The sequence below is a fragment of the Nocardioides sp. FY1077 genome, from assembly GCF_058681775.1.
In genome coordinates this window covers 755,214-771,394 of record NZ_JBZWDB010000002.1, presented here as the reverse complement: position 1 = coordinate 771,394, position 16,181 = coordinate 755,214, and the positions used below count along the sequence as shown (strand labels likewise).

Below are 16,181 nucleotides of genomic sequence, written 5' to 3'. Positions count from 1 at the left end.
CATGGCCGGCCCCCGCCTGCGGCACCTCGGGGTCGCCGCGGCGCTGGCGGGCGCGCTCGCGCTGACCGGGTGCCTCGAGGAGGGCAGCACGACCGTCGTGGACGTCGAGGTCACGGCCTCCCCCGACGGTGGCGTCCCGTCGTCCTCGTCCACCCCGTCGTCGAGCCCGTCGTCCCCGCCCTCCGCACCCTCCACCTCGCCGAGCCCGTCGCGCTCCGCCGGGGGTGGCCCGCCGCGGGTGGTCGGCACGGTCGCGACCGGCCTGCAGGCGCCCTGGGGCCTCGACTTCCTGCCGAACGGCGACGCCGTGGTCACCGAGCGCGACACCACCCGGGTGCTGGTCCTGAAGGGTCCGCAGCACCGCGTCGTCGAGGCCGGCACGGTCGACGTCGCCGCCCCGCAGGGCGAGGCCGGGCTGCTCGGCGTCGCGGTCTCGCCCGACTTCGCCCGCGACGCCACGATCTACCTCTACGTCAGCACCGCCACCGACAACCGGGTCGTGCGCACGACCCTGCGCGACGACCGTCTCGGGGCGCTGCGGCCCGTGCTGACCGGCATCCCGAACGGGTTCATCCACGACGGCGGCCGGATGGTGTTCGGCCCCGACGGCCACCTCTACGTCTCCACCGGCGAGGCCGGCGAGCCCGAGCGGGCCGCCGACCGCGACGACCTGGGCGGCAAGGTCCTGCGGATCACCACCGACGGCGACCCGGCGCCCGGCAACCCGTTCGGCTCCCCCGTCTGGTCCTACGGCCACCGCAACGTGCAGGGCCTCGCCTTCGTCGGCGACCGCCTGTTCGCCTCGGAGTTCGGCGACAGCGAGGCCGACGAGCTCAACGCCGTCGAGAAGGGCGGCGACCACGGCTGGCCCGCCGTCGAGGGGACCGGCGGACGGGCCCAGGGGTACGTCGACCCGCGCGTCACCTGGCCGACCGCCGAGGCCTCGCCGTCCGGGCTGGCCCACACCGACGGCGCGCTGTGGCTGGCCGCGCTGCAGGGAGAACGGCTGTGGCGGGTGCCGGTCGACGCCGGCGGCCGCACCGGGGAGCCGACGTCGTACCTGGTCGGCGACTTCGGCCGCCTGCGCACGGTGGAGGTGGCACCCGACGGGTCGCTGTGGGTGACCACCAGCAACCGCGACGGCCGCGGCGACCCGCAGCGCGGCGACGACCGGATCCTGCGCGTCCGGCCCTGACCCGGTCTGCCCTGACCCGGTCGACCCTGACCCGGCCGGCTACCCCGCGGCGCCGCCGAGGGCTCGACCGCCCGGGACGTCGGCCGCGGCGGGGGCGTCGGCGACGTGGCCCACCACCAGCGCCCGGCGGGCGGCGCGGCGCAGCGTGGTGAGCACCGCCGGCCCCAGCACCACCACGGCCACGACGTTGGTCAGGGCGCGCATCGAGTCCCAGCCCAGGGTGGAGGTGAGCAGGGTGTAGACGAGGAACGTGTGGAGGTTGTCGAGCACGGGCGCGCCGGGCACGTAGGACAGCGAGGTGCCGCCCTCCGAGGTCGCGACCCCGGTGAGGAACGGCCAGCCCGACAGGTTCATCAGGAGCCCGTAGGCGTAGGCCGAGACGGCGCCGTACCCGGCCAGCAGCGCGATCTCCGCCCGCCCGCTCACCCGCCGCGGGAGCAGCCCGGCACCCATCCCCACCCAGGCGCAGCACAGCATCTGGAACGGCATCCAGGGTCCGACGCCGGCCGTCAGCAGCGCCGAGGCGAACAGGCCCGTGCAGCCCAGGACGAAGCCGAACCCGGGGCCGAACACCCGCCCGGCCAGGATGATCAGGAAGAAGACCAGCTCGACACCGCCGGTGCCCGGCGAGACGCCGCGCACCACCGCCACCAGGGCGCTGAGCACCCCGAGCACGGCGAGCACCCGGGGGTCGAGGCCCCCCTCGCTGATCTCGGCCAGGACCACCGCGATCACCACCGGCATCAGCGCGAGGAAGACGAACGGCGGGTGCACCTCAGACTCGGGCGACACGTCGAGCAGCAACGGCCACGCGAGCATCATCAGCCCGGCCACCGACGCGACGGTGAGCACCGCCGCGGAGCGGCGCGAGAGCGGTACGGCGCAGGGCGCGGCCGCCGCCGTGCGCGGGCTCATGCCCCGCCCCCGCGCACGTCCGAGCCGACGGCGGGACCGGCGGGACCGGCTGCCAGGGCGACCACCACCTCGTCGACGTGCAGCCAGGGACCGCCGAGCACCTTGGTGACCTGGGGGGCGAAGGCGGGCGACTCGGCGACCACACGCCGCACCGGACCGGCCGAGACCACCTCGCCCTCGGCGAGCACCACCACGTCGTCGGCGGCCCGGGCGACGAACTCGACGTCGTGGGTGGCCACCAGCACCGCGTGGCCGCGCGCCGCGAGGTCGCGGAGGACGTCGGCGAGCACCTGCTTGGCGGCGTAGTCGAGCCCCCGCGTGGGCTCGTCGAGCAGCACCACCCGCGGGCGGGCCACCAGCACGACGGCGAGGGCGAGGGCGAGGCGCTGGCCCTCGGAGAGGTCGCGCGGGTGCACGTCCTCGGGCACGCCGGGCACCAGCCGGTCGAGCAGCGCGCGGCAGTCGCCGGGCGCCCCGGCGACGTCGGCCGCGGCGCACTCGTCGGCCACGGTCTCGAGGTAGAGCAGGTCGGCGGCGCTCTGGGGCAGCATCGCGACGTGGGCGCGGCGCTCCGCCGCTTCCAGGCGCGCGGTGTCGACGCCGTCGACCTCGAGGTCGCCGCCACGGCGGCGGCGGGTGCCCTGGAGGGTCCACAGCAGGGTCGACTTGCCGGCGCCGTTGCGGCCCATCAGCCCGGTGACCCGGCCCCCGAGCAGCGTCAGGTCGACCTCGCGCAGCGCCACGGCCTGGCCGTGGGCGACGGTGAGGTGGCGGGTGCGGGCCGCGTGGGGGGTGGCGGGGTCGGCGGCCGGCGGGCCGGCGGGGGGCTCGGCGAGCCGGTCGCGCAGGTCGCGCGCGCGGCGGCGGGCGTCGCGCACGCTCAGCGGCAGGGGCTGCCAGCCGGCGGCGCGGCCGAGCTCCACGAGGGGCGGGGCCACCGGGGAGGTCGCCAGGAGCTCGGCCGGCTCCCCCACCCGCACCCGGCCGTCACCGGTGAGCAGGCACATCCGGTCGGCGAAGGGCACGACCCGCTCGAGGCGGTGCTCCGCCAGCAGCACCGACACCCCGAGGTCGTGCACGAGGCGGGTCAGCGTGGCCAGCACGTCCTCGGCCGCGGTGGGGTCGAGGGCGGAGGTGGGCTCGTCGAGCACCAGCAGGCGGGGGTGCATGGTGAGCACCGAGCCGATCGCCACCCGCTGCTGCTGGCCGCCGGAGAGGTGGCGCAGGTCGCGCCCGCGCAGGTCGGCGATGCCGAGCAGGTCGAGGGTCTCCTCGACGCGGCGGCGCATCGTGGCCCCCGGCAGCCCGAGCTGCTCCATGCCGTAGGCCAGCTCCTCCTCGACGGTGTCGGTGACGAACCCCGCCGCGGGGTCCTGCCCGACGTACCCGACGGCGTGGGCGCGCTCGCGCGGCGGCGTGCGCACGACCGAACGGCCCTCGAGCAGCACGTCGCCGCTGAGCACCCCGCCGGAGAACCGCGGGACCAGGCCGGTGACCACGCCGAGCAGGGTCGACTTGCCGACCCCGGTCGGCCCGGAGACCAGCACCAGTTCGCCCTCGTCGAGGAGGAGGTCGACGCCGTCGAGCACCGGCGCCGAGGCGGGGTCGTAGCGGAAGCCGATGTCGCGCAGCTCGATCACGACACCAGCTCCCGGTCGTCGGCCCCGCGCACGGCCCCGCGTGTGGACAGGTGGCCGGTACGACGGGCGCCGGCGGTGGGTGCCGGCGGGGTGGCCAGCACGCCGAGCAGGGCGGCCCCGACGCCGAGCAGCACCAGCAGGCTGACCGTCGGCACCTCGGTGAGGAACGGCTCCGCGATCAGCTCCTGCGTCTCCGCCACCCGCAGGCCCGCCCAGGCGGTGACCGCTCCGGAGGCGACCAGCAGCAGCTCGGGGGCGCGCCAGCGGTCGGGGCGGTAGCGGGTGCGCTCGACGCGCCGGCCCGCGCTGACCAGGCCGAGCACGGCGACCACGAGGCCGCCCAGCAGCATCGGCCGGGCCAGCCCGCGCGGCATCTGCGCGTCGAGCCCGGCGTAGACCCCGAGGCACACCCCGCACAGGCCGGTCAGCATCAGAGCGCCGGTGACTCGGCGCTGGGTCGCGGTGGTGCCCCCGGAGCGGCCGTAGCCCCGGGTGTCCATGCCGGCGGCCAGGGCCAGCGAGCGTTCCAGGGCGTCCTCGAGCACCGGCACCAGGAACCGGCGCAGTCCCCGCACCCGTCCGACGCGTCCCCCACCGCCGGGCGGCACCGCGCGCAGCGACTGGGCGGTGCGGACCCGCTGCACGCTGTCGGCGAGCTGGGGCAGCACCGAGACCGCCACCACGAGCGCGGTGCCGACCTCGTAGAGCGCCGGCGGCACCGAGCGCAGCAGGCGCTTGGGGTTGGCCAGCGAGTTGGCGGCGCCCACGCAGATCACGATCGTGGCCAGCCGCAGGCCCTCGTAGGCGCCGGCCAGCAGCGACTCGAGGACCACCGGGCCGAGCAGCACGATGCCGGCGACCTCCTCGGGCAGCGGCACCCGCGGCAGGTCGAGCAGCACGGTGCCCTGCCCGCCTCCGCCGAACACCACCCGGAACAGCACGCGCACGACCACGATCGCCACGCCGAGCCAGACGTAGAGCCGGAAGGACGCGCCCCACGGCTGGTCGGAGCGCCGCAGCCCGACGGCCACCGCCGCCACGGCCACCAGCAGCAGCAGGCTCAACGGGTTGAGCGTCGTCGAGGCCGCCACGGCGAGACCGATCGCCCACAGCCACCAGGCCACGGGGTGCAGGTCTCGGGCCAGGCGGGCCACGCTCACGCCTCGGGCCCGCCCGTGGCCCGTCGTCGCAGCAGGACACCGGCACCGGCGAGGACGAACAGCGCCACGACCGCCACCGGGGCCACCCAGGTGGGCAGGCCGTCGTCGACGGCCGCCGCGGCGACCGGCTCGGGCAGGACGTCGGTCGTCGCCTCGGACTCCTCCGCAGCCGCGGACGAGGAGTCCTCGGCCGCCGCGTCGCCGCGTCCGGCCTTCTCGTCCCGGCCGCCGCGCTGGCCGTCCCGCTCGTCACGGTCGCCGCGGCGTCGGTCGTCGGCGGCCGGTCGGTCGCCGCGAGCCGTGCCGTCCGCGCGCCCGGCGCGGGGCCGGTCGCCACGACCGGCGGCCGCGTCGGTCGGGCTCGGCGTGACGCTGGGCGCGGGGGTCGGCGCGCTCGTCGCCGGCGCCGGCGTGGCCTGGGGTGCCGGGGCGGCGGGGGTCCCCGCACCACCGGAGCCCGTGCCTGCGCCGCCCGAGCCACCCGAGGCACCTGCACCGCCGGAGCCACCTGTGCCGCCGGAGCCGCCTGTGCCGCCGGACCCGCCGGACGCCGGCTCGTCGTGCGTGGCCGGGGGGACGCCGGGCTGGTCGCTGCCGTTGCCGTCGACCCAGGCGAACGCGACCGAGCCGCCGTCGGGCACCTTCAGGGTGCTGACGCCGCGCGTGGCGTAGGTCCACGACGACGACGTGCCGTCGGCCACCCACAGCGACCAGTACGCCGTGGCCGGCGGGGTGCGCTGGCAGGTCTGGTCGGCGGGCTTGCCCTGCACCTGGCACACGAAGTCGCCCTGGCCCCGCACGTAGGTCATCTGCACGCCCGCCGCCCGGAGGACCTGCTGGGCGGTGCCCCCGCCGGAGGAGACGCAGAGCGCGACGGTGCCGCCGCCCTGCTCCTTGAAGTCCACCACGACGGTGGCGCCGGTGGAGCTTGAGCAGGCCGCGGCCGAGGCCGGCGCAGCGACGAGCACGGGCGCCAGCACGGGGCTCACCGCCACCGTCGTGACGACGGCGGCGGCGAGCACCCGGAGCGACGGGAGGACACGCACGGTCAGCGCACGACCTGGAAGGTCGCCGAGCCCGTGCGGTTGCCGAACTGGCCGGTGGCCACCACGCGCGCGGAGCCCAGGGGCCCCTCGGCGGTGAACCGGGCACGGAAGGTGCCGTCGTCCTCGGCGGTGCCGCTCGCGACCTTCTCGCCACGCACCTTCACCACGGCGCGCTCGCCGACGGCCAGGCCGTCGACGACCACGCGCTGCTGCTCGCCCTGGGCGACCCGGGCACGCAGGGCGAGGTCGAGGGTGGTGGCGCCCAGCACGCGGAAGGACACGGTCCCCAGCGAGCCGTCCTCGGTCGCCACGTCGTACGACACCGTCCCGGCGCGGGTGAGCGGCACGGTGGCGGTGGCGGTGCCGGTGCGGTCGGCGGTGTCGCCCACGGCCGCGCCGGTGTTGCTCACGCACACCACGCTGCCCGGCGTGAGCCCGCTGACGACGACGTCGGTGGTGCGGCCCTTGCGCTGGAAGCCGTCGGCGGCGTCGACGACGTCGGCACCGGGGTCGACGGAGTAGGCCAGGGCCGGAGCGGCCTGGGCGGTGGCCCGCAGGAACTGACCGCGGTCGGCGGCGCGGATGTCGTCGCGACGGGCGGCGCGCAGGGCCGCGGTGTCGTAGGCGACGGCGCCGAGGTCACGCGGGGCGAAGGTGTTGCACTCCCCCACCCCGGCGAGCTGGCGTCCCCGCAGCCACGCGGTGGCCCGCGCCAGGGCAGCCTGGTGCTGCGTGGTGAAGGCGTCGGTGACGCCGGTGTCGAGGGCCGCACCGATTGCCCAGCCGGCCAGGCCGGTGCTGTTGGCGTTGCCGGGGAAGTCGGTGTCGCTGGTGCCGGAGCCGAAGGACCCGTTCGGCTCCTGGAAGTCGCGCAGCCACTCGACCGCGTCGATCACCGTGGCCGCGACGCGGGGGTCGTCGGTCTGCGGGAGCAGCGACAGCACGGCCTGGGCGGTGGCGTCGGTGCTGGCGTCGGCGTCCGCACCGCACGTCTGCGAGGCGGCGCCGGCCGCCGGGAGGTCCTGGCGGAAGAAGCCGTCGGCGCACTGCTGCAGCAGCAGGTAGTCCGTGGCGGCGGCGGCCTCGCTGCTTCCGGCGGCGTCGAGCGCGCGCACGGCGAAGGACTGGCCCAGGACGTTCGCGTAGTCACCGGCGGGGTCGGGCTCACCGTTGGCGGTGGCCTGGTCGGCGATCCGTCCGGCGGCGCTGCCGCGGTCGGCGGTCTGCGCCTCCAGGGCGCCCACCAGGTCGATCTGGTCGACCGTGGCGGGGTCGACGCCGGCGGCCTGCAGGACCACCAGCGACTTCGCCACGGCCCCGGCCGCGCGGCCGGCGTAGTCGACGCCGCTGAAGGTGTAGGCGTAGTCGGTGTAGCGGGTCGGGTCCTCGGCCACCGCGTCGGCGGTCGCGCGCACGGCGGCGTCCTGCCCGCCCACGGCGTCGAGGGCCAGCGCGGCGTCGATCGACAGCCCGTAGTCGGTGGTGGCGGCACCGAAGCTCCGGTAGGTCAGCAGACCGCCCTCGGCCTGGCCCGCGAGCCAGGCGGCGGCCCGCTCGGCGGCGGCCGGGTCGCGCGTCTCCGCGGCCTGCGCCGGGGACGTGACCGCGAGCGCGGACAGGGACAGGGCCGGGACGACGGCGAGCGTGGCCAGCCGGCGCAGGGTGTGGGACATGTGTTCCGTTCCCGCTGCGCGCAACGGGAGGCGCCCCGGCAGGTCCGAGGACGGGCCACCCGCCGCGTTCCTCGACAGCGAATGATCAGACGCGTCGCGGTGGGTGCTCCGGCTCGCCGGGCCCCGTGCTGCGGGCTCGGCCTACGGTTGCGGGTCAGCGCCGGACTCGGACCGGCTTTCCCCACCTGCGGGCGTGATGAGTGGTGCGTCGTCAGGGTAACCCCGCGGACGGGGTCGCCACGACATCGTCCGCGGCGGGCGTCTCGGCGACGCCGCGCCGCCGCAGCTGCGCGGCGCCCACCCGAGGACCGTGGTGCACGCAGGGGCACACGTGTGCCCCTGCGTCCACCACGCAGGAGGTCGGGTCAGGCCAGCTTCTCCAGCACCAGCTCGCGCACCCGGGCGGCGTCGGCCTGGCCGCGCATCTCCTTCATCACCGCGCCGATGAGGGCACCGGCCGCGGCGACCTTGCCGTCGCGGATCTTGTCGGCGATCGCCGGGTTCTCCGCGATGGCCTTCTCGACCGCGGCCGACAGGGCGCCCTCGTCGGAGACCACCGCGAGGCCGCGGGCGGCCACGATCTCGTCGGGGCTGCCCTCGCCGGCCAGCAGGCCGTCGAAGACCTGCCGGGCCAGCTTGTCGGTGAGCTCGCCGGCGTCCACCATCGCCTGCACGCGCGCCACGTGGATCGGGGTGACCCCGAGCGCGCCGATCTCGACGCCCGAGTCGTTGGCGCGGCGCGCCATCTCACCGAGCCACCACTTGCGGGCGGCCTGCGGCGCAGCGCCGGCGGCGATGGTGTCCTCGACCAGCCGCAGCGCTCCGGCCCCGACGGTGTCGCGCATCTCCAGGTCGGTGAAGCCCCAGGCCTCCTGCAGCCGGCCCAGGCGCAGCCGGGGGTTCTCCGGCATGGTCAGGCGCAGCTCCTCCACCCAGGCGCGGCTCGGCGCCACCGGCACCAGGTCGGGCTCGGGGAAGTAGCGGTAGTCCTCGGCGTCGGACTTCTCGCGGCCGGAGGTCGTCACGCCGGTGTCCTCGTGCCAGTGCCGGGTCTCCTGGAGGATCGAGCCCCCGGCCGAGAGGATCGCGGCGTGGCGCTGCATCTCGTGGCGCACGGCCCGCTCCACCGAGCGCAGGGAGTTCACGTTCTTGGTCTCGGTGCGGGTGCCGAGCACGCCCGAGCCCGACGGCGCCAGCGACAGGTTCACGTCGGCGCGGATCGAGCCCTGGTCCATCCGGGCGTCGGAGACGCCGAGGGCGACGATCAGCTCGCGCAGCTGCGCGACGTAGGCCTTGGCGACCTCGGGCGCCTTGGCGCCCATGCCGGTCAGCGGCTTGGTGACGATCTCGATGAGGGGGATGCCGGCGCGGTTGTAGTCGACCAGCGAGTAGTCGGCGCCGTGGATGCGTCCGGTGGCGCCGCCGACGTGCAGCGACTTGCCGGTGTCCTCCTCCATGTGGGCGCGCTCGATCTCGACCCGCACGACCTCGCCGTCGACCTCGACGTCGAGGTGGCCCTCGAACGCGATGGGCTCGTCGTACTGGCTGGTCTGGAAGTTCTTCGGCATGTCGGGGTAGAAGTAGTTCTTGCGTGCGAAGCGGCACCACTCGGCGATGTCGCAGTTCAGCGCGAGACCGATGCGGATGGCCGACTCCACCGCCTTGCGGTTGACCACCGGCATCGCCCCGGGCAGACCCAGGCACGTCGGGCAGACCTGCGTGTTGGGCTCGGCACCGAACTCCGTGGGGCAGCCGCAGAACATCTTCGTGGCGGTGTTCAGCTCGACGTGGACCTCGAGGCCCAGCGCCGGGTCGTAGGAGGCCAGCACCTCGTCGAAGGGGACGAGTCGCTCCCCCGTGGTGGTCGGGCTCATGCCGGGGCTCCGTTCCTGCTGGTCGTGCTGCTGGTGAGGGCGGTCAGGTCGGGCGCTCGGTCCAGCAGCGGCCCGCCCCACTGCTCGTGCAGGGCCGCCTCCAGCGCGGCGCCGACGCGGTACATCCGGTCGTCGGCCAGCGCGGGCGCGAGCACCTGGAAGCCGGCCGGCAGGCCGTCCTCGGCGAGGCCGCTGGGCAGCGACATGCCGGGCACCCCGGCCAGGTTGGCCGGGATGGTGGCCAGGTCGTTGAGATACATCGCCAGCGGGTCGTCGAGCTTCTCCCCCAGGCGGAACGCCGTGGTCGGCGCGGTGGGCGAGACCAGCACGTCGACCTGGCCGAACGCGGCGGCGAAGTCGCGGGCGATGAGGGTGCGCACCCGCTGGGCGGTGCCGTAGTACGCGTCGTAGTAGCCGCTCGAGAGCGCGTAGGTGCCGAGGACGATGCGGCGCTTGACCTCGTCGCCGAAGCCGGCGTCACGGGTGGCGCGCATGACCTCCTCCGCGCTGGGCGAGGCCACGCCCTCGGGCAGCACCCGCAGGCCGTAGCGCATGGCGTCGAACTTCGCGAGGTTGGAGGACGCCTCGCACGGCATGATCAGGTAGTAGGTGGCCAGGGCGTGCACGAACGTCGGGCACGACACCTCCACGACCTCGGCGCCGGCCTTCACCAGCAGGTCGAGCGACTCCTGGAACCGGGCGAGCACACCGGCCTGGTAGCCCTTGCCGCCCAGCTCGGTGATCACCCCGACGCGCATGCCGGTGAGGTCGCCCTCGGCACCGCGGCGGGCGGCGTCCACCAGCGACGGCAGCGGCTGGTCGACCGAGGTGGAGTCGCGGGGGTCGTGGCCACCGACGACCTCGTGGAGCAGTGCGGCGTCGAGCACCGTGCGGGTGACCGGGCCGACCTGGTCGAGGGAGTTGGCCATGGCGACCAGCCCGTAGCGCGACACCCCGCCGTAGGTGGGCTTGACGCCGACGGTGCCGGTGACCGCGCCGGGCTGGCGGATCGAGCCGCCGGTGTCGGTGCCGAGGGCGAGGGGCGCCTCGAAGGCCGCCAGCGCCGCCGCCGAGCCACCGCCGGAGCCGCCGGGGATGCGGTCGAGGTCCCACGGGTTGTGCGTGGGGCCGTAGGCGGAGTGCTCGGTGGAGGAGCCCATCGCGAACTCGTCCATGTTGGTCTTGCCCAGGATCGGCAGGCCGGCGGCCTTCAGCCGCGACACGACCGTGGCGTCGTACGGCGGCAGCCAGCCCTCGAGGATCTTCGAGCCGCAGGTAGTGGGCAGGCCCTGGGTGGCCAGCACGTCCTTGACCGCGATCGGCACGCCGTCGAGCGGGGAGGCGGTGGAGCCGGCCTCGCGGCGCGCGTCGGAGGCCGCCGCGGCGGCGAGCGCGCCCTCGGCGTCGACGTGGAGGAAGGCGTGCACGGCGCCGTCGACCTCGGCGATGCGGTCGAGGTGGGCCTGCGTCAGCGCGACCGAGGTGGTGGAGCCCGCGGCGAGGTCGGCGGCGAGGTCGGCGGCCGAGCGGCGGGTGGGGTCGGCGCTCACTGCTCGTCACCCAGGATGCGCGGCACCATGAAGCGCTGCTGCTCCGACTGCGGGGCGCCGGCCAGCGCGGCCTGCGCGCCCAGGCTCGGCACGACGACGTCGTCGCGGAACACGTTGGTCAGCGGCAGCGCGTGGGACGTCGGCGGCACGTCGTCGCCGGCCACGCCGCTGATCGAGGCCACCGACTCCAGGATCACCGTCAGCTGCGGGGCCAGGTGGTCGAGCTCGGCGTCGGACAGGTCGATGCGGGCGAGGTCGGCGAGGTGGGCGACCTCCTCGCGGGTTATCTCGGGCATGCCCTGATCCTAGGCGCGCGCGTCGGCGCCGCCGACCGCGGTCGGCGCCGACCGCCCCGGCCCCGCACGGTGACGGCCCCGCACCTCGGGCCCGCACCCGGCCCGCACCCCGGGCCCGCACCCCGCCCGACCCGCCGCCACACCCGACGGGCTGTTGTGCCTCGCCGCCGCGTGGGTACCGTGGTTGACGTATCAACCAATTCTTCGCAGCACCCACCAGGAGGTCCACCGATGGCCAGCAAGCTCGCGATCATCTACTACTCCGGCTTCGGCAGCACCCACGCCATGGCCGAGCGCCTCGCCCAGACCGCCGAGGGCCTCGGCGGGGAGGTGCGCCTGCGCCACGTCGCCGAGACCGCCCCGCGCGAGGCCGTCGAGTCCGTGGACGCCTGGAAGCAGCACGTCGACGAGCAGGCCGGCAAGCCGGTCGCGACCCCCGACGACATCGACTGGGCCGACGCCGTGCTCTTCGGCTCGCCCACCCGCTACGGCCACATCACCAGCCAGCTGCAGTCCTACATCGACACCCTCGGCCCGCTCTGGGGCCAGGGCAAGCTGGCCGACAAGGTGTACGCCGCGTTCACCTCCAGCCAGACCGCCCACGGCGGCCAGGAGACGACGCTCGAGGCCATGCACACGACGTTCGCCCACTTCGGCGGCATCATCGTGCCCCCGGGCTACACCGACCCGGTGAAGTTCGCCGACGGCAACCCGTACGGCGTCGGCAAGGTCACCGGCGCGAGCACCACCCTCGACGACACCGACCGCGACGCCCTCGACCACCTGGTCACCCGGCTGCTGACGGTCAGCGACCGGCTCACCGCCTCCGCCTGAGCCGAGCACCCCGGCTGAGCCCGGCTCACATCGCGCCCTCGACGCCGTCCCCGCCACCTGGCGGGGGCGGCGTCGTCGCGTCCCCGGGGGGGGCCGGGCAGTTTCCCCGGCCGGCCGGGGAAACTGCCTCATGGTGGCTGAAATTTCCGCCTCCAAGAGGAGGTTTCCCCGCTCGAGCGGGGAAACTGCCCGGCTGGCCGTGACCCAGGTCAGGCGTCGTCGGCGGGCTCGGCGGGCTCCGCGACCTCCTCGGGCGCCTCGGGCTCCTCGGGCTCCTCGGGTGCCGGGGGCGGACCGTCCTGGAGGAGCCGGGTGAAGCCGTCCTCGTCGAGCACCGGCACGCCGAGCTGCTCGGCCTTGTCGGCCTTGGACCCGGCGTTCTCGCCGACCACGACGTAGTCGGTCTTCTTCGACACCGACCCCGAGGCCTTGCCGCCCCGGGCCAGGATCGCCTCCTTCGCGGAGTCGCGGCTGTAGCCGACCAGCGAGCCGGTGACCACCACGCTGAGGCCCTCGAGGGTGCGCGGCACCGACTCGTCGCGCTCGTCGGCCATCGCCACGCCGGCGTCCTCCCAGCGGTCGACGATCCGGGCGTGCCACGGCACGGAGAACCACTCGATGACGGCCTCGGCGATGGTGGGACCGACGCCCGCGGCGGCGGCGAGCTGCTGCTCGCTGGCCCCGCGGACGGCGGCCATCGTGCCGAACTCCTGGGCCAGCGCCCGCGCCGCGGTGGGGCCGACGTGGCGGATCGAGAGCGCCACCAGCACCCGCCACAGCGCGACCTGCTTGCGATCGGCGAGGTGGGTCAGCAGGCGCTGGCCGTTGGCCGACAGCACGCGCTCGCCGTCCTCGCCCTTCTTGGCCGCGCGGGTGAACAGCTCGGTGCGCAGCAGGTCGGCGGTGGCGAGGTGGAACACGTCGCCCTCGTTGGTGATCACGCCGGCGTCGAGCAGGGCCGAGGCCGCCTCGTAGCCGAGGCCCTCGATGTCGAAGGCCCCGCGGCCCGCGACATGGAAGACGCGCTCGCGCACCTGGGCCGGGCACACCTCGTGGTTGGGGCAGCGCAGGTCGCGGTCGCCCTCCTTCTGCTGGTAGAGCGGGGTGCCGCAGGCCGGGCAGTCGGTCGGCATCTCCCACTCCGGCAGACCCTCGGGACGCAGGCTCAGCACCGGCCCGACGATCTCGGGTATCACGTCGCCGGCCTTGCGCAGCACCACCGTGTCGCCGGGACGCACGTCCTTGCGGCGCACCTCGTGGGCGTTGTGCAGGGTGGCCTTCTCGACCGTGGAGCCGGCCACGCGGGTGGGCTCCATCCGGCCGAACGGCGAGACCCGGCCGGTGCGGCCCACCTGCACCTCGATGGCGTGCAGCAGCGTGTTGACCTCCTCGGGCGGGTACTTGAACGCGATCGCCCACCGCGGGGCCCGGCTGGTGGAGCCCAGGCGGCGCTGCAGCCCGACGTCGTCGACCTTGACCACGACGCCGTCGATCTCGTAGCCCACGATCGAGTGGCGCTGCTCCCCCACCCGCGCGACGTACGCCTCGGCCTCGGCCATCGTGGCGACCACCTGCACCTGGTCGGAGACCGGCAGCCCCCAGGTGGCGAGCGCGCGGTAGGCCTGCGACTGCGCCTGCGGCTCGAAGCCACGCCGCTCGCCCATGCCGTGGCAGACCATGTCGAGGGCACGGGTCGCGGTGGTGCGCGGGTCCTTCTGGCGCAGCGAGCCCGCGGCGGCGTTGCGCGGGTTGGCGAACACCGGCTTGCCGGCCTCGGTCATCGCCTCGTTGAGCCGCTCGAAGGCGGCCACGGGCAGGAACACCTCACCGCGCACCTCGAGCAGGTCGGGCACGGGGAACTCGTCGGTGCCGGTGAGGCGGTGGGGCACCGAGGCGATCGTCTTGACGTTGGGGGTGACGTCCTCCCCCGTGCGGCCGTCGCCGCGGGTGAGCGCCCGCACCAGGCGGCCCTGCTCGTAGAGCAGGTTGATGGCCAGGCCGTCGACCTTCAGCTCGCACAGCAGCGCGGGGTCGGTGACGCCGTCGCGCACCAGACGGGCGTGCCACGACTCGAGCTCGTCACCGGAGAAGGCGTTGTCGAGGCTCTCCATGCGCTGCAGGTGGTCGACCGCGGTGAACTCGGTGCTGACCGCGCCGCCCACCTTCTGCGTGGGCGAGTCGGGTGTGCGCAGCTCGGGGAACTGCTCCTCCAGCTCCTCCAGGCGGCGCAGCCGCCGGTCGAAGTCGGCGTCGTCGAGCGCCGGGTCGTCGAGCACGTAGTAGCGCCAGCGGGCGTCGTCGACCTCCTCGCTGAGCCGGCGGTGCTCGTCGCGGGCGTCGTCGCTCACGGGGGTGGGCTCGCTCATGGGCTCATCCTGCCGCGTCGCGCCGACAGCCGCCCCACCCCATCCGAGGGGCCGCCGGTGTCGAACCACGCCCGTGACCGCCTCCCCGCCCGCACCGCGTCCGGGGGCGCCGCGCCCCGGACGACCGGGCGGACCCGGTGGCCAGCCCTCGCTCACCTGCCTCGACGTGGAGGGCGTGCCGCGCGGGCTGGTGCTGCTGCTGCACGGCGGCAAGCCCGCCTCGCAGCTGCCGGTCGACGCGCGCAGCGCCTCGTGGCGGCGCGTCGACGCCCTGCAGCGCGCGCTCGCCCCCGACCTGCACGCCGCCGGCGTCGCCAGCTGGCTGCTGCGCTACCGCCGCCGCGGCTGGAACGGTGACGGCGCCGACGTGGTCGCCGACGCCCGGTGGGCGCTGGAGCGGGTGCGCGCGGCGTACGGCGAGGTGCCGGTGGTGCTGTGCGGGCACTCGATGGGCGCCCGCGCCGCCGTGCGGGTCGCCGACGACCCCTCCGTGGTGGGCGTGGTGGCCCTCGCGCCGTGGCTGCCGCCGGGCGACCCCGTGGACGCGCTCGCCGGACGGCGGCTGCTGGTCGCCCACGGCCGCAGCGACAAGATCACCTCGGCGCGGCAGAGCGCGGCGTACGTCGCCCGGGCCGCGCAGGTGGCCGGCGAGGCCTCGACCACCGACATGGGCCGGGTGGGTCACTACATGCTGCGCCGGGTGCCGTCGTGGAACCGGTTCGCTCTCGACTCCTGCCTCGACCTGCTCCCGTAGGCGGCCCGGGCCCGTGACCGGCCCTCTCGACGACCCTCTCGACGGCCCTCTCGACGGCCCTCTCGACGGCCCTCTCGACGGCCCTCGCGACGACCCGGCCGACGACCCGGTCACCTCGGCGACACGCGATCGTCACCACCTCGCAGCGAAATCTCGCTTGGCCGGGAACACCGGGGACCCGTACGCTGTTCGACGAAACGGAACCGTTCCGTTTCATCCGTGTGAACGACGTGAGAGAGACCCGATGACCCCCGACAGCCGACCACGCGTGGAGGGCGACCGCGAGCGCGAGATCCTCACCGCTGCCCTCGAGCTGCTCGGGGAGGTCGGCTACGACCGCCTCACCATGGATGCCGTGGCCCACCGGGCCAAGGCGTCGAAGGCCACCCTCTACCGCCGCTGGAGCGGCAAGGTGGCACTGGTCATCGACGCCCTGAAGGCGATGAAGGAGGTGCCGGAGGTGCCCGACACCGGGACCCTCCGCGGCGACCTGCAGGCGGCGTTCTGCGGATTCGGCGGCCTCACCGACCCCGACACCGTGGCGCAGTTCAGCAGCATCATCACCGCCCTCACCGTCGACCCCGAGTTCGGCGAGGCCTTCCGCCGCGACGTCCTCGGCGACAAGGTGGCCGCCTCCCGCACGATCTGGGAGCGGGCGCGCGAGCGCGGCGAGCTGCGTGCGGACGTCGACCTCGACCTCCTCGAGCCGGCCCTGGCCGGCATCGTCATGCACCGCGTCTTCGTGCTGGGCCAGGTGCCCGACGCCGAGACGGTCACCCGGGTGATCGACCAGATCATCCTGCCCGCCGCGACCACGGCGTGACGGCCACGTCGCCCGCCGCACGAACCATCCGTCACCACCGCTGAACCGGGCCCGG

At 75.4% G+C, this 16,181-nt stretch carries 13 protein-coding genes; 4 read left to right on the top strand and 9 right to left on the bottom strand.

From position 1 onward, the window contains the following. Position 1: 1 nt before the first annotated feature. Positions 2–1,195, top strand: coding sequence for a PQQ-dependent sugar dehydrogenase (locus AC4OR8_RS08625; RefSeq protein ID WP_492165123.1), 1,194 nt, complete (start codon positions 2–4; stop codon positions 1,193–1,195). A gap of 39 nt (positions 1,196–1,234) precedes the next feature. On the opposite strand, the gene AC4OR8_RS08620 is transcribed toward AC4OR8_RS08625, so the two are convergent. The 8 genes from AC4OR8_RS08620 to gatC form a co-directional block, all read right to left on the bottom strand. Continuing rightward, positions 1,235–2,110 (bottom strand): ECF transporter S component, encoded by an 876-nt coding sequence (locus AC4OR8_RS08620; protein WP_492165122.1) that lies wholly within the window; start codon positions 2,108–2,110, stop codon positions 1,235–1,237. Further along, on the bottom strand, positions 2,107–3,750 hold the full coding sequence (locus AC4OR8_RS08615) for an ABC transporter ATP-binding protein (protein ID WP_492165121.1): 1,644 nt from the start codon (positions 3,748–3,750) through the stop codon (positions 2,107–2,109). Before AC4OR8_RS08615 ends, AC4OR8_RS08620 begins: the two co-directional genes overlap by 4 nt. Beyond that, entirely contained in the window at positions 3,747–4,910 is a 1,164-nt protein-coding gene (locus tag AC4OR8_RS08610; RefSeq protein ID WP_492165120.1) for an energy-coupling factor transporter transmembrane component T, read from the bottom strand. The genes AC4OR8_RS08615 and AC4OR8_RS08610 overlap by 4 nt, the downstream gene beginning before the upstream one ends. Further along, the gene (locus AC4OR8_RS08605; protein ID WP_492165119.1) at positions 4,907–5,956 is read right to left on the bottom strand and encodes a hypothetical protein; all 1,050 of its coding nucleotides are present in this window, start codon (positions 5,954–5,956) and stop codon (positions 4,907–4,909) included. Before AC4OR8_RS08605 ends, AC4OR8_RS08610 begins: the two co-directional genes overlap by 4 nt. A gap of 2 nt (positions 5,957–5,958) precedes the next feature. Further along, positions 5,959–7,629: a hypothetical protein gene (locus AC4OR8_RS08600; protein WP_492165118.1), complete on the bottom strand. Its 1,671-nt coding sequence runs from the start codon at positions 7,627–7,629 to the stop codon at positions 5,959–5,961. A gap of 365 nt (positions 7,630–7,994) precedes the next feature. Next, positions 7,995–9,503 (bottom strand): Asp-tRNA(Asn)/Glu-tRNA(Gln) amidotransferase subunit GatB, encoded by a 1,509-nt coding sequence (gatB, locus tag AC4OR8_RS08595; RefSeq protein WP_492165117.1) that lies wholly within the window; start codon positions 9,501–9,503, stop codon positions 7,995–7,997. Then, on the bottom strand, positions 9,500–11,053 hold the full coding sequence (gatA, locus tag AC4OR8_RS08590) for an Asp-tRNA(Asn)/Glu-tRNA(Gln) amidotransferase subunit GatA (RefSeq protein WP_492165116.1): 1,554 nt from the start codon (positions 11,051–11,053) through the stop codon (positions 9,500–9,502). The genes gatB and gatA overlap by 4 nt, the downstream gene beginning before the upstream one ends. Next, a complete protein-coding gene (gene gatC, locus AC4OR8_RS08585) occupies positions 11,050–11,349 on the bottom strand; it encodes an Asp-tRNA(Asn)/Glu-tRNA(Gln) amidotransferase subunit GatC (RefSeq protein ID WP_492165115.1) in 300 nt (99 codons plus the stop codon). The genes gatA and gatC overlap by 4 nt, the downstream gene beginning before the upstream one ends. A 231-nt stretch (positions 11,350–11,580) precedes the next feature. On the opposite strand from gatC, the gene wrbA reads away from it, so the two are divergent. Further along, a complete protein-coding gene (wrbA, locus tag AC4OR8_RS08580) occupies positions 11,581–12,183 on the top strand; it encodes an NAD(P)H:quinone oxidoreductase (protein ID WP_492165114.1) in 603 nt (200 codons plus the stop codon). 209 nt (positions 12,184–12,392) lie between these two features. On the opposite strand, the gene ligA is transcribed toward wrbA, so the two are convergent. Continuing rightward, positions 12,393–14,549 carry an NAD-dependent DNA ligase LigA gene (ligA, locus tag AC4OR8_RS08575; RefSeq protein ID WP_492165113.1) on the bottom strand — a complete coding sequence of 719 codons (2,157 nt, stop codon included), beginning with the start codon at positions 14,547–14,549 and terminating at the stop codon, positions 12,393–12,395. A gap of 73 nt (positions 14,550–14,622) precedes the next feature. On the opposite strand from ligA, the gene AC4OR8_RS08570 reads away from it, so the two are divergent. Further along, positions 14,623–15,303: an alpha/beta hydrolase gene (locus AC4OR8_RS08570; RefSeq protein ID WP_492165112.1), complete on the top strand. Its 681-nt coding sequence runs from the start codon at positions 14,623–14,625 to the stop codon at positions 15,301–15,303. Between the two features lie 244 nt (positions 15,304–15,547). After that, positions 15,548–16,126, top strand: a complete 579-nt coding sequence (locus AC4OR8_RS08565; RefSeq protein ID WP_492165111.1) for a TetR/AcrR family transcriptional regulator — start codon at positions 15,548–15,550, stop codon at positions 16,124–16,126. The last annotated feature ends 55 nt before the right edge of the window (positions 16,127–16,181 follow it).